The organism is Kitasatospora purpeofusca (genome assembly GCF_036010405.1).
GTDB classification, from domain to species: Bacteria; Actinomycetota; Actinomycetes; order Streptomycetales; family Streptomycetaceae; genus Kitasatospora; species Kitasatospora purpeofusca.
The window spans coordinates 2,286,118-2,299,088 of record NZ_CP108561.1 but is presented as its reverse complement, the minus strand read 5'-3'; the positions used below and the strand labels follow the sequence as shown (position 1 = coordinate 2,299,088).

The 12,971-nt window shown below is 73.7% G+C and carries 11 protein-coding genes, 1 pseudogene and 1 riboswitch; of the genes and pseudogenes, 6 read left to right on the top strand and 6 right to left on the bottom strand.

The window, feature by feature from the left end; all coding sequences use genetic code 11:
• The first annotated feature begins 72 nt into the window (after window positions 1-72).
• Window positions 73-1,386 carry a UDP-glucose dehydrogenase family protein gene (locus OG715_RS09810; protein ID WP_266275460.1) on the top strand — a complete coding sequence of 438 codons (1,314 nt, stop codon included), beginning with the start codon at window positions 73-75 and terminating at the stop codon, window positions 1,384-1,386.
• An 88-nt stretch (window positions 1,387-1,474) separates the two neighbouring features.
• Here OG715_RS09810 and OG715_RS09805 read toward each other — a convergent pair whose 3' ends face one another.
• From OG715_RS09805 to OG715_RS09780, 6 genes are all read right to left on the bottom strand, one after another.
• Window positions 1,475-2,506, bottom strand: coding sequence for an ABC transporter substrate-binding protein (locus OG715_RS09805; protein WP_266275462.1), 1,032 nt, complete (start codon window positions 2,504-2,506; stop codon window positions 1,475-1,477).
• 98 nt (window positions 2,507-2,604) lie between these two features.
• A complete protein-coding gene (locus OG715_RS09800; RefSeq protein WP_266277363.1) occupies window positions 2,605-3,189 on the bottom strand; it encodes an ABC transporter permease in 585 nt (194 codons plus the stop codon).
• 371 nt (window positions 3,190-3,560) lie between these two features.
• Complete coding sequence (locus OG715_RS09795) at window positions 3,561-4,796, bottom strand: MFS transporter (protein WP_266275464.1); 1,236 nt, start codon at window positions 4,794-4,796, stop codon at window positions 3,561-3,563.
• Window positions 4,793-5,605, bottom strand: coding sequence for an LLM class F420-dependent oxidoreductase (locus OG715_RS09790; protein ID WP_266275466.1), 813 nt, complete (start codon window positions 5,603-5,605; stop codon window positions 4,793-4,795). Before OG715_RS09790 ends, OG715_RS09795 begins: the two co-directional genes overlap by 4 nt.
• Window positions 5,606-5,692: 87 nt before the next feature.
• Complete coding sequence (locus OG715_RS09785; RefSeq protein ID WP_266275468.1) at window positions 5,693-6,712, bottom strand: zinc-dependent alcohol dehydrogenase; 1,020 nt, start codon at window positions 6,710-6,712, stop codon at window positions 5,693-5,695.
• A gap of 205 nt (window positions 6,713-6,917) precedes the next feature.
• Complete coding sequence (locus tag OG715_RS09780; RefSeq protein WP_266275470.1) at window positions 6,918-7,499, bottom strand: DUF402 domain-containing protein; 582 nt, start codon at window positions 7,497-7,499, stop codon at window positions 6,918-6,920.
• A gap of 464 nt (window positions 7,500-7,963) precedes the next feature.
• A riboswitch (FMN riboswitch) is annotated at window positions 7,964-8,094 on the top strand.
• A gap of 148 nt (window positions 8,095-8,242) precedes the next feature.
• On the opposite strand from OG715_RS09780, the pseudogene ribB reads away from it, so the two are divergent.
• The 5 genes and pseudogenes from ribB to OG715_RS09755 all read left to right on the top strand — a co-directional run.
• Window positions 8,243-8,926: pseudogene (gene ribB / locus OG715_RS09775) on the top strand (3,4-dihydroxy-2-butanone-4-phosphate synthase); the annotation flags it as partial.
• Between the two features lie 222 nt (window positions 8,927-9,148).
• Complete coding sequence (locus OG715_RS09770; protein WP_266275472.1) at window positions 9,149-9,391, top strand: acyl carrier protein; 243 nt, start codon at window positions 9,149-9,151, stop codon at window positions 9,389-9,391.
• Between the two features lie 3 nt (window positions 9,392-9,394).
• The gene (locus tag OG715_RS09765) at window positions 9,395-10,648 is read left to right on the top strand and encodes an ATP-grasp domain-containing protein (RefSeq protein WP_266275474.1); all 1,254 of its coding nucleotides are present in this window, start codon (window positions 9,395-9,397) and stop codon (window positions 10,646-10,648) included.
• A gap of 125 nt (window positions 10,649-10,773) precedes the next feature.
• Window positions 10,774-12,045 carry an MFS transporter gene (locus tag OG715_RS09760; RefSeq protein ID WP_266275476.1) on the top strand — a complete coding sequence of 424 codons (1,272 nt, stop codon included), beginning with the start codon at window positions 10,774-10,776 and terminating at the stop codon, window positions 12,043-12,045.
• Window positions 12,046-12,054: 9 nt separating this feature from the next.
• On the top strand, window positions 12,055-12,921 hold the full coding sequence (locus OG715_RS09755; protein WP_266275478.1) for an isocitrate lyase/phosphoenolpyruvate mutase family protein: 867 nt from the start codon (window positions 12,055-12,057) through the stop codon (window positions 12,919-12,921).
• Window positions 12,922-12,971 lie beyond the last annotated feature (50 nt).

Genomic DNA, 12,971 nt, shown 5'->3' with positions numbered 1-12,971 from the left:
CATTCCCGCCCGTCCGGCCTCCCTGCCCCGTCCGGCAATGCCACGCACCCCACCAACGACAGGAGACCGACCGTGCGCCACCGTCTGACGGTGATCGGCAGCGGCTACCTCGGCATCACCCACGCCGCCTGCATGGCCGAACTCGGCCACGAGGTCCTCGGACTGGACATCGACGAGGACCGGGTCCGCTCCCTCAACCAGGGCGAACTACCCATCCACGAGCAGGGGTTGGGAGAGCTGCTGCGCCGAAACCTGGCCGCCGGGCGGCTGCGCTTCGGCACCGACCCGAAGGAGGCCGCCGCCTTCGGCGACCTGCACTTCCTCTGCCTCGGCACGCCCCAGCGCAAGGACTCCGGGGCTGCCGACCTCTCCCAACTCGACGCCGCCGTGGCCGCGTTGGCCCCGCACCTGGACCGGCCCTGCCTGGTCGTCGGCAAGTCCACCGTCCCCGTCGGCACGGCCGAGCGGCTGGCCGCCCGGCTCACCGAGCTGGCGCCCGCCGGGGAGGCCGCCGAACTCGCCTGGAACCCGGAGTTCCTGCGGGAGGGCCACGCGGTGGAGGACACCCTGTCGCCCGACCGGATCGTGCTCGGGGTGCGCCCCGGCCGGGCCGAGGGCCTGCTGCGCGACCTGTACGGGCCGCTGGGCGACATTCCGACCGTGGTCACCGACTACGCCACCGCCGAGCTGGTCAAGACCGCCGCGAACGCCTTCCTGGCGACCAAGATCTCGTACATCAACGCGATCGCCGAGGTGTGCGAGGCGGCCGGAGCCGACGTCGTGCGGCTGGCCGAGGCGCTGGGCCACGACGAGCGGATCGGCCGGCGCTTCCTCGCCGCCGGACTCGGCTTCGGCGGCGGCTGCCTGCCCAAGGACATCCGGGCCTTCGTCGCCCGCGCCGAGGAGTTGGGCACCGGCGAGTCCCTGGAGTTCCTGCGGCAGGTGGACGCGATCAACCTGCGCCGCCGCACCCGCGCCGTCGACCACGCCCGGGAGCTGGTGGCCGGGTCCTTCGCCGGCCGGAAGGTCGCCGTGCTCGGCGCCGCCTTCAAGCCCGAGTCGGACGACATCCGCGACTCGCCCGCGCTCGACGTCGCGGCGGCGATCGCGCGCGAGGGCGGGCAGGTCTCGGTGTACGACCCGGCGGCCCTGGACAACGCGCGCAAGGCCTTCCCCGACCTGGCCTACGCCGCCTCCGCGGCGGAGGCCGCGCGCGGGGCCGAGGTGGTGCTGCTGCTGACCGAGTGGCGCGAGTTCGTGGAGCTCGACCCGGCGGCCCTGGGCCAGGAGGTCGCCGTCCGGGCCGTCGTCGACGGCCGCAACGTCCTGGACCCGGCGGCCTGGCGCGCGGCCGGCTGGACGTACCGCTCCCTCGGCCGCCGCTGACCGGGGGCCGGGGTGGGGGCCGGAGCGGGCCGGCCCCCACGGTGCCCGAACGGCCCGCGACCGCCTGGCGTGATCCGAGGGAGAGGACCTACGGGAGGTAGTCGTTGCTGAACGCCTCGGCGGGGGTGGTGGGCTTCTCGATCAGGCCCTGCTCCTGCATGAAGGCGGCCATCCGGTCCCAGGTGGCCGGGTCGTTGAGGCCGGGCTTCCCGGTGGCGGGCGGCTGCATCAGGGGGGCGGTGGCGCGCAGGACGGCGAGGGCGGAGTCCTGCTGCTTCTGGTCGTTCATGCCCGGGATGTAGCTCTTGCTGATCGTCACCGCCTCGTCGGGGTGGTCGACGGTGTACTGCATGCCGCGCAGCGTGGCCGCCACGAACTTGCGCACGTCGTCGCCGCGCTTGTCCAGGGTGGTCCTGGTGGCGCCGAGACCGGCCGCGACCAGCGGCAGGGCCGAGGCGCCGCCGGTGCCCTCGACGGGGCGGACGGCCAGGCCGGCCTGCTGGAACTGGACGGCGTCGTTGTTGAGGTAGCCCATCACGGCGTCGACCTTCTTGCCGACCAGGGCGGCCTGCTGGGTGAAGCCGATGTGCTGGACGTCGACGTCCTTGGTGGTCAGTCCGCCGGCCTTCAGCTGGGCCAGCAGGCCGAAGTAGGTCTCGCCGTACGGGCCGGGGGTGCCGACGCTGTGGCCGCGCAGGTCCGCGATCGTGTGGATCGGGGAGTCCTGCGGCACCAGCATCGCCACCGGGTAGGTGTGGTAGAGGGTGGCGATGTCCACGACCGGCACGTCCTTGGCCCGGGCCTGGAGCATCTCGTCGCCGCCGGCGTAGACCACGTCCTCCTGACCGGCGGTCAGGGCGCCGAACAGGTCGTCGGTGAAGCTGTGATGACGAAGCGTCACCTTGAGCCCGGCCTCCTTGTAGAAGCCCTTGCTCTCCGCCACGTAGAAGGGCGCGAACTGGATGTTCGGGATGTAGGTGAGGCCGACGGTGACGGCGCCGCCGGACTTGCCGTCCGAGGACTTGGCGGCGGTCGGGTCGGAGGCGCAGGCCGAGAGCGTGGCGCTGCCCGCGAGGAGCAGGGCGAGCGCCCCGGCGGCGCGGGCGGTGGTCTTGGGCATGCGGCAGTCCTTGGTGATAGGGATTTCGACGGGAACGGGAACGGGAACAGCAACGGGAACGGGAACGGGAGAGGGAACGGGGCGGGAGGAGCCGGTGCTCAGCGGTCGACGGTCAGCTCGACCAGCCGGACCGTCCCGTAGGTGGCGGCGGCCAGCAGGGTGAGGGTGAGCAGCGAGACGAACAGGCCGGTGGAGTTCGCCTGGCCGCGCTGGACGGCCAGCAGTTGGCCGAGGCCCTCGCCGCCCATCACGAACTCGCCGACCACCGCGCCGGTGATGGAGAGCGTGCACCCGGTGCGCACCCCGGCGAGGATGCTCGGCAGTGCCAGCGGGAACTCGATGTGGCGCAGCATGCCCCACCGGCCCACCCCGTCGACCCGGGCGGCGTTGAGCACGTCGCGGTCGAGTTCGCGCAGGCCGAGCATGGTGTTGACCAGCATCGGGAAGAAGACCAGCAGCGCGCAGAGGATGGCGATCGGCAGCAGCCCGTACCCGATCCACAGGGCGAGCAGCGGCGCGAGTGCCACCGCGGGGACGGCCTGGGAGGCGGCGAGGTAGGGCTGCAGGGCTCGGGCGGCGACGGTGCTGCGGGCCATCAGGTAGCCGAGCGGCAGGGCCGCCGCGATGCCGAGGCCGCTGCCGGCGGCGCTCTCGACGACGGTCTGCCAGGTGTAGCCGAGCAGTCCGCCGTCGGTGATCGCGTCGACGAAGGCCCGGGCGACGGTGCCGGGGGCGGGCAGGAAGAACGCCGAGACGGCCTTGGTCCGGGTGACGAGGTCCCAGGTGGCCACCAGGACCAGGCCGAACACCAGCGGCGGCAGTACCGTCGCCAGTCGGCCGGTGGCGCGTGCGGACCGGCCGGCTGCGGACCGGCCGGTGGCGGTGGTGGTGGCGGTGACGGCCCGGGGCACCGGGGTGGTGGCCGGTGCCGGAGGTGTCCGGTGGGCGGTCTTCGGCTCTGACACGGAAGCTCCGTTCGTCTCCCCGTACGCAGGGTGGGTGGTTCTGACGCCGGGCTGCGGCCGGCTCGGTGCGCTCCTCATCGGGCCGCTCCTCATCGAGCAGCTCGGTGCAGCAGGAGGGTGACGGCCAGGACCGCCGCGGCGCCCGCGGCGAGCGCGAGCCAGCCCGTGCCGGTGCCGGTGGCCGTCACGACCGCGATGCCCAGCGGTGGCCCGACGGCCGTCCCCGTGCTCCAGGCCAGCGAGGACAGTGCACTGCCCCGGCCGAGCGAGGCGGGGCCCGAGAACCGTACCAGCAGCGGAAAGAACGCCGAGGAGTAGGCGATCTCGCCGATCGCGAAGAGCGCGGCGAAGGCGGCCAGCAGCGCGGTCCTGGCCGTGCCGTCGGTGGCCGTCGCGAGGGCGCCCGCGCCGAACGCGGCGCACCACAGCAGGGGCGCCGCGATCAGGGCGGCCTCCTCGGCCAGCCCTTCGAGGCGCCGGGCGACGGGGTGCTGGAGCAGCAGCAGGACGAGGGCGTTCCCGGCGGTGACCGCGCTGACGCCGGCCAGGCCGATGCCCATGCCGTGGTGCAGCAGCAGCGGGACGGTCGCCTCGATCTGGGTGAAGCCGGCGGTCGCGAAGAGCGCCTGGGCGAGCATCAGCAGGGCGATCGGACGGCTGCGCAGCAGCGTTCGGTAGCCCTGCCGGTCCGCTGCCGGGTCCGCAGCGCCGCTGTCGGGCGCGGCAGGCGCGGCCCGGCGGCGCCGGTGGACCAGGAGGAACAGCACGGCGAGCGGCACCGAGGCGGCGGCCGCCGCCTCGTACAGCCAGGGCAGGGTGCCCGCCGGGCGGCCGGCGGCGAGCAGCAGCCCGCCGCCGGTGGCGCCCAGGCCCATGCCCGCGTTGGTCATCACATGGCGCAGCACGAAGGCGCGGCGTTGCCCCGCGGCCGGCACCAGGGCGGTGACCACCCCGGTGATGGCCGCGTACTGGAGGCCGTAGCCGACGCCCGCGAGCAGGCCGGAGGCCGTCACGGGCAGGCTGCCGCCCGCGGCGCCGAGCAGCGCGTAGGAGAGGACCAGCGAGGTGGTGCCGACCGCGCCGACCGCCGCCGCGCTGCCCCGGTCGGCCCGGGGGCCGCCGAGGACCGCGGCGGCGCACCCGGCGGCGGCCATCGCCACGAAGTAGGTACCGGCGCCGGTTGCGCCCAGTCCCAGTCGGTCGCTGATGTAGATGCTGGTCAGCGGGAAGACCAGGCCGATGCCGGCGCTGGACGCCAGCAGGGCGGCCATCAGGCCGTGGAACCCGGTGCCGGGACGCCCGTCCGGCTGCCCGGCTCCGCTCATCGGGCGGCCAGGCCGTCGCGCAGGGCGAGCAGTTCGCGGACCGGGGCGAGGTCGAACGGGCCGGGGACGGAGACGATGATCTCGGTGGCGCCGGCCGCCGCGAACGCCTCGGCCAGGCCGGTCTGCGGGGCGTCGATCATCACGGTGCGGCCGATCTCCCGCGGGTCGCGGCCGACCTTGGCGCACCAGTCGTCGAGCAGGCCGCTGCGGCGGGCGAACTCGGCCACCGGGTCGGTGGAGTCCCAGCCGTACCAGTTCCACAGGTCGGCGTAGCGGGCCACGGCCTGGAGGGTGCGCTTCTCGCCGCCGCCGCCGATGAGGATCGGCAGCGGGCCGACGGGCGCGGGGTTGAGCCGGGTCAGGCGGTCGCGGATCGCGGTGACGGCTTCCTCGAAGGCGTCGATCCGGCCGCCGGGGCCGGGGAAGGGGTAGCCGTACTCGCGGTGCTCCTGCTCGAACCAGCCGGCGCCGACGCCGAGCACCAGCCGGCCGCCGCTGAGCAGGTCGACGGTGCGGGCCTGGTCGGCGAGCAGGTGGGGGTTGCGGTAGGCGGTGCAGGTGACCAGGGAGCCGATGGTGGCGCGGCTGGTCTCGACGGCCATCGCGGCCAGCAGCGACCAGCACTCGTAGTGGCGGCCGCCGAGGTCGCCGGTCTGCGGCATGAAGTGGTCCCAGGTCCACAGCGAGTCGACGCCGAGTTCGTCGGCGGCGCGCCAGGCGGCCCGCAGGTCGGCCAGGTCGCAGTGCTGGGGGTGGAGCTGGGCGCCGATCCGCAGGGTGGGGCGGGTGGCGGCGGGGGTGGTGCTCATGGGGGTCTCCTGGTGGTGCGGGTGCGGGTGGGTGTCCGACGCCTGGCGGGCGTCCGACGGGGTGTCAGGAGGGTGTGGGGGTGGGGGTCAGCGGGGCTCGACGAAGACCCGGAAGACCGGCGAGCCGGAGCTCTCGGTCAACGCCTTGTCCGTGTCCGACAGTTCGTGGCGCGAGGTGACCAGCGGGGCCAGCCCGTCGGCGAGTGCTCCGCCGCGCAGCAGGGCGGCGGCGGCGCGCCAGTCGGCGGGCTCCTGGCTGTAGGAGCCGGTCACGGTGAGCTGGCGGCGGTGCACCTCGTAGCCGGGCAGGACGGCGTCGGGGGTGTCGTGGGAGCCGCCGAAGAGGACCAGCCGGGCGCCGTCGGCCGCGGCGCGGAAGCCGGCGGCGATCGCCTCGCGGGAGGCGATGGTGACGAACACCACGTCGGCCTTGGGGAGTTCGGCGATCTCCTCGGGCGTCACGGCGTGGTCGGCGCCGGCCGCCAGGGCCGCGCCGCGGCGGGCCTCGTCGGTCTCGATCACGGTGACCGAGCGGGCCTGGTGGTGCCGGGCGAGCAGCAGGTGCAGCCGGCCCATGAAGCCGCCGCCGATCACCGCGACCCGGTCGCCGGGCTGGAAGGAGCCGCGCCGGAACGAGTGCACGACGCAGGCCAGCGGCTCGCCCATGGCGGCGTGCAGCGGGTCGGCGTCGCCGACCGGCCAGGCGTGGGCGGCCGGCACCCGGACGTACTCGGCGAGCCCCGCGCCCATGCTGATGCTGCCGTCCGGCAGCAGGCTGCCCTGCGGCGATGCGCAGACGGCGCTGTTGCCGGAGCGGCAGTGGCGGCAGGTGCCGCAGCGGGTCAGCAGGTCCACGGTGACCAGATCGCCGACGGCGGGGGCGTCCTCCAGTGCGGCGGCGCGCGCACCGACCTGCTCGACGCGGCCGGAGACCTCGTGGCCGGCGGCCACGGGGTAGACGGGCATGGCGCCGGTGTAGAGCTTGGCCTCCATGGTGCACAGGCCGCAGGCGGCGATCCGGACGAGCACGTCGTCCTCGCCGATCTCGGGGCGGGGGGTCTCGCGGATCTCGACGGAGCCGGGGGAGGTCACCAGGGCTATGCGCATCGGTCGTTCCTTTCGCGGTGCTGTGGTGCTGCGGTGCTGTGTGCAGCGGTGTGGGCTGCTGCGGGTGCGGACCGCCGCGGTGCGCGCCGCCGCGGCACAGGGGTGCCGCGGTGCGGTGCCGCCGCGCTGTCGCGCTGCCGGGGCACGGGTGGTGCCCCGACGGGTCCGGACGGTCGGGTGGACCGTCGGACGGCGGGGGGTCGGCTCAGGCCGAGGGAGGGGGAGGGGGAGCGGTCCACAACGCGGCGGGCCGCCAGTGCGTCCACCGCTCGGTCCACCAGGTCTCGCCGCGGTCGATCCGGGCGGCGAGCCCGGCGGCCTCGGCGCGGACGGCGGCGGCCTGTTCGGGGGTGAAGCCGCCGGTGCGGGCGCGCTCCTCGAAGGCCTCGACGTCCTTCCAGCGGTACGGGCCGCCGTCGGCCGGGATCCAGAGGTCGAGTTCGTGGTCGAGGGTGTCGACGCCCTCGGCGGTGATCCGGTACGGGTCCTGGAAGTTGACGTACCAGCCGGAGAGCTCGTCGGTCGCGGGGTCGCGGAAGGCCCAGACCGCGTGGGCCTCGCCGGGGCGCTGCAGCTGCAGGACGCCGGGGCTGCGCCAGCGGTCGGCGACGGTGCTCCAGCCGTGCGGGCCCCAGCTGAACCCGCCCTCGCCGAAGGAGAGTCGGGTGTCGCGGGCCAGGTACAGGGCGAGCAGGTCGGGTTCGTGGGCGACGACCCGGACGGGGTAGCTCAGCCAGACCCGTCCGTCGAGGATCTCCCGGCGCAGGACGACCTGACCCGGCGTCAACAGCGCTGATTCCGGCGGTAACGGGCCGGGTCCGGCCTCGGACAGGGCTGTGCCGGGACCGGTCGCGGCAGAGCTCGTGCTCCGGCCGGATGCGTCGCCGGCGGGCACGGCGGAGCGCCTCGGACTTCTCGATGGATCGTGCATGAACGTCTTGCCCCCGTTTCGCAATGCCGCCCCCAGGAACGCGGGCGGCGAAACCCCGGCCCCCGCCGGAGTGCCGAACGCCTGCCCCTCGGACCCCTTCCCCAGTGGTTCGACGCAGGTCGAACGGGGGTCGCTACTCGTGGGTAGGCATCGGCGGTCCGGATCTTAGGCACGCTCGGAGAGCCTTGGCAATGCCCGCCGAACGGCGGGGTCGGGAGGTCCCGTCGACGGTGTGATGCAGCCCACGGCGCCACCCGTTGACCGACGTCTTGTCAAGATCGCGGCAAGTGTGCAAAGTTGACGAGCGTTGTTCAAGACGTTTGCGCACTCCGGGGTCGGTGAAATTCCGAACCGGCGGTTACAGTCCGCGACCCGTCCGCCGCCAGCGGCCGGTTGACCAGGTGAAATTCCTGGACCGACGGTTAAAGTCCGGAAGGGAGGCAGTGCGCGGCGAGCAGGTTTTTCCGACGGCCAGGGGGATTCCCTTTCGGCCGGTCGGTCGCGGGCCGATTCCGCCGGAATGCGGTCGAAGGCCGTCCCTGCACGCCCATGCTCCAGCAGCCCCGGAAGTCCGCGCCCCGAGCGCGAGGAGAGTTCCGATGGGCCACACCACGGGCACGACCACCGCCGACGCGACTCCGTACGCGGTCGGCGACACCGAGCAGCCGTTCGACTCCGTCGAGTACGCGGTCGCGCAGATCGCGGCCGGCCGGGCGGTCGTCGTCGTCGACGACGAGAGCCGGGAGAACGAGGGCGACCTCCTCTTCGCCGCCGAGCTCGCCACCACCGAACTGGTCGCCTTCGCCATGACCGAATGCCGCGGACTGCTCTGCGCCCCGATGACCGGCGCCGACCTCGACCGGCTGGAACTGGACCAGATGGTCCGCCACAACACCGAGCTCCACCGCACCGCCTTCACCGTCTCGGTCGACGCCGCGGCCGGTATCAGCACCGGCATCTCGGCGGCCGACCGGGCGCTCACCCTGCGCCTGCTGGCCGAGCCGGGCACCCGCCCGCCCGAGCTGGTGCGCCCGGGCCACGTCTTCCCGCTGCGGGCCGTCGACGGCGGTGCGCCGGCGCGCCCCGGTCACACCGAGGCCGGGGTGGACCTGTGCCGGCTGGCCGGGTTGCGTCCGGTGGCGGCGATCTGCGAGATCGCGATGGCCGACGGCTCGATGGCCCGGCTGCCGGAGCTGCGCGGGTTCGCGCGCCGGCACGGTCTGGCGCTGATCTCCATCGCCGACCTGGTCGAGTACCTGCGCACCTCGGCCGCCGCGACCCGGCCGGCGGTCGCGGCGGTCGTCGGCTGATCCGGCCGGGAAACCGGCCGCAGAAGGGGGCGGTTCCGCCCGGAATTCCATTTCCGGGGCGGCGCCGGGATTCGCCCTGCCCGCAGGAGTTCGGCAACGGCTCCGGTTAACCCACTGTTTTCCCGGAATTGACAGTTCCGCAATCCTGCTCCAATAATCGATTCACGGATGCACGCCGACGGGGAGAGGCCTGGTATGTCCGACACCAGCACCACCGAAAAACTCAGAAGTATTTGGGAAGAAGTCCTCGGTACACCGGTCGACGACCTGGACGCCGATTTCTTCGACCTCGGCGGGGATTCCCTGCTGGCCCTCGCGATTTCCACCCGGGCCATCGAGTCCGGTCTGGAGATGCCCCGGTCGGCGGTGCTGCGCCGCAGCACCCTCCGGCAGCTCGCCGAGGCCGTCGAGGACCCCCGACTCTTCGATCGCGCCTGAGCGGTGGCGATCGTCGTCGTCTACGACCGGGGCTCGGCCTCGCCGCGCGAGGTGATCGCCCTGGGCCGAACGGCTCCGGTGCTGGTCGCGCTGGCCGACTCCGACCACGCCCGGCAGGTCGGCCCGCTGTTCGAGGAGAACTGCGCGGGCGTCGTCGCGCTGGCCGAGGGTGACGGGGCGGCTGTCGCCCGGCTGCGCGAGCAGGGGGCCGAGGGCATCCTGACGTTCAGCGAACGGATGCTCGCCGACACCGCCCGGCTCGCCGGACTGCTCGGCCTGCCGTTCAACACCCCTGAAACCGTGCGGGTGTTGACCGACAAGGCGGCGCAGCGCCGGCGGCTGCGGGAGGCCGGGGTGGACAGTGTGCGCAGCGCGCTGCTCACCGACGCCGACGGCTGGCGCGCCGCGCTGGCCGAGGTGGGCCTGCCCGCCGTGGTCAAGCCGGTCCGCGGGGAGGGCAGCCGGAACACCGTCCTGGTGACGGATCCTGACCGGGGCGCCGCCGTGGTCGAGGAGTTCCTGCGCACCGAACCGGCGCTGGTGGTCGAGGAGTTCCTTCGGGGCGCGGACTGCGCGCCGTTCGGGGACTACGTGTCGGTGGAGAGCGCCGCCACCCCCGGCGGGATCCGCCACCTCGCAGTGACCGGGAAGCTGCCGCTGGCGCCGCCGTTCCGGGAGTCGGGGCAGTTCTGGCCCTCGCAGCTGGCCCCCGGGCCGGAGGCCGAGGTGGTCGACCTGGCCGACCGGGCGCTCCGGGCGCTCGGGGTCACCCACGGTCTGGTGCACACCGAGATCAAGCTGACGGCCGCCGGGCCCCGGCTGATCGAGGTCAACGGCCGCCTCGGCGGCGACCAGACCGATCTGGCCGGACGGTCCGTCGGTCTCGATCTCGTCGCCCTGGCGGCCGAGTTGGCGCTCGGGCGCGATGTCGGGCCGCCGCCGGTCCGCCCGGAGCGGGTGCACTTCCAGTACTACACCCCCGGCCCCACCTCGGGCGGCAGACTGACCCGGGTCGACGGCCAGGCCGCCGTCCGGGCGCTGCCCGGGGTCGACTCCTACCGGCTCTCGGTCCGGCCCGGCACCGAGCTGGCCGCCGGGACCAGTACCACCCTGCTCGACATGCTGTGCGGCTCGGCCGCCGACCACCGGGGCATGACCGCCCTGGTGGAGCAGGCGATCGCCCTGCTGGCGTACGAGTTCACCGTCGACGGCCGGCCCGTGACGCGCACCGCCCGGGACCTGCTCGACCGCGTCTGAGGCGTCCCGTCCGCGGACGCCGCGGTGGACCGTCGGTGCCGCACCGGGCCGCCGGGACCAGAAGGACACGCCCTCGACGCGGCCTCGACGCGCCCGACTCCGCGAACCACCACCCTGGATGACTCATGCCTACCATCGGCTCGGCCGCCGCCGGGTTCCTCAAGGAACTCGTCCCGGCGCCCGGGGCCGAGCGCCGCATGGGTGTGCTCACGCTCACCCAGTCGCTCGGCACCGGCCTCTTCCTGACCTCCAGTGCCATCTTCTTCACCAGGACCGTCGGACTGTCCGCCGAGAGCGTCTCGGTGGCCATGTCGGCGGCCGGACTGTGCGGGTTCCTCGCCACCGTTCCGGGCGGGCGCGTCGCCGACCGGTTCGGTGCGCGCCGGCCGCTGGCGGCCAGTTACGGTCTGCTCGCGGTGCTGTTCGTCGGCTACGCCTTCGTCTCGGGCGTGGCCGCGTTCACGGCCGTGGCCTGCGCGATCGCGGTGTGCGAAACTGTCGGCAGCCCGCTGCGCGCGGCCCTGACCCACGCCCTGTTCGGCTCCGCCCGCTCCGCGGGTGTCCGGGCGAGGATGCGCAGCCTGTTCAATCTCGGCTTCACGGCCGGCGCCGGTCTGGCCGGGGCCGCCCTGGCGACGGACTCCCGGATCGCCTTCCTGATCGTGATCGCGGTCAACGTCGCCCTCCAACTGCTGTGTGCCATCATGGCGTTGGGCCTGCGGCCGGACGGCCCGGAGGCGGTCCCGGCCACCGCGGGACGCTCCTGGGAGGCCTTCCGGGACCGGCGGTTCCTGCTGGCCACCGCGCTCTCCGGGATCCTGGAGCTGTTCCAGCCGGTGCTCGCGGTGGGCGTGCCGCTGTGGATCGTCAACCGCACCGACGCCCCGGGCGCCCTGGTGGCGGCCCTGACGGTGGTCAACACCGTTCTGGTGGTGCTGCTCCAGGTCGCCGTGGGCAAGGGCTCGGACACCGTGTCCGGCTCCGGCCGGCTGCTGCTGCGGGCGGGCCTGCTGATGGCGCTGGCCTGCTGCCTGTTCGCCGGGTCGGGCGCCGCCGACACCTCGCTGGCCGTCGTCCTGCTGTTCGCCGGCACGGTCCTGATGACCCTGGGCGAACTCGCCCAGTCCGCCGGCGGCTGGGGGCTGTCCTTCACCCTGCCGCCCGAGGGCCGGATGGGCGAGTACCAGGGCGTGTTCGGCCTCGGCCGCGGGCTCCAGCAGTTCTTCGGCCCGGCGCTGGTGGTCATGCTCCCGCTCGGCATGGGCGGCGTCGGCTGGCTGCTGCTGGCCGGACTGTTCGTGGTCTGCGGCCTGATCGCCCTGTGGGCCTTCGTCCTGGACGCCTCGCCGGCCGGCGTGTCCGACGAACCGTCAAATGAACCATCACCCCAGACGTAGGAGCACCACGTGAGTCCCACCCCCCACAGCTACCCCTCGTTCCGCAGCGTCCTCGCGGACAACCCGCTGGTCCGGATCGCCGGCGCGCACTCGGCGCTCGGCGGCGTCATCGCCGAGCAGGTCGGCTTCCAGGCCGTCTGGGCCTCCAGCTTCGAGATCTCCGCCGCCCGCTGCCTGCCCGACGCCAGCCTGCTCAGCATGAGCGAGTACCTGGACGCGGCCGCGCACATCCAGAAGGCGCTCTCCGTCCCGGTGGTCGCCGACTGCGACACCGGCTTCGGCAACAGCATGAACGTGGCGTACATGGTGGCCGAGTACGAGCAGGCCGGCATCACCGCCGTGTGCATGGAGGACAAGATCTTCCCGAAGATGAACAGCTTCGCGGCGGCCGACCACAGCCTGCTCGACGTGAACGCCTTCGCCCACAAGATCGAGACGGCCAAGAAGTCCCAGCGCAGCGAGGACTTCTTCGTCATCGCCCGCACCGAGGCGATGATCAGCGGGCTGGGCGTCGACGAGGCGCTCAAGCGCTGCGCGGTCTACGCCGACGCCGGTGCCGACGCCGTCCTGGTCCACTCCAAGCAGGCCACCAAGGACGAGGTGCTCTCCTTCCTCGACCAGTGGGACGACCGCCTGCCGGTCGTCGTGGTGCCCACCACCTACCCCGACTGGCACGCCGACGAGGCCCGCGCGGCCGGCGTCTCCGCCGTCATCTACGCCAACCAGGGCCTGCGCGCCACCATCACCTCCCTGCGGTCCGCCCTCGGCTCGATCTACGAGACCGGGCACTCGGCCCACCTGGAGGACAGCATCGCCGGGGTCAAGGACGTCTTCGCGCTCCAGCGCCTGGACCAGTGGCAGGAGTTCACGGCCTGACCGCCGGAACGACCCCGACCACGACCCCGACCCACCGAAAGGAACAGGAC

Bases quoted from the DNA above. Each gene is read 5' to 3' on its own strand.
- OG715_RS09805 (WP_266275462.1), bottom strand. From the start codon at position 2,506: ATGCCCAAGACCACCGCCCGCGCCGCCGGGGCGCTCGCCCTGCTCCTC.
- OG715_RS09795 (WP_266275464.1), bottom strand. From the start codon at position 4,796: ATGAGCGGAGCCGGGCAGCCGGACGGGCGTCCCGGCACCGGGTTCCAC.
- OG715_RS09790 (WP_266275466.1), bottom strand. From the start codon at position 5,605: ATGAGCACCACCCCCGCCGCCACCCGCCCCACCCTGCGGATCGGCGCC.
- OG715_RS09785 (WP_266275468.1), bottom strand. From the start codon at position 6,712: ATGCGCATAGCCCTGGTGACCTCCCCCGGCTCCGTCGAGATCCGCGAG.
- OG715_RS09770 (WP_266275472.1), top strand. From the start codon at position 9,149: ATGTCCGACACCAGCACCACCGAAAAACTCAGAAGTATTTGGGAAGAA.
- OG715_RS09760 (WP_266275476.1), top strand. From the start codon at position 10,774: ATGCCTACCATCGGCTCGGCCGCCGCCGGGTTCCTCAAGGAACTCGTC.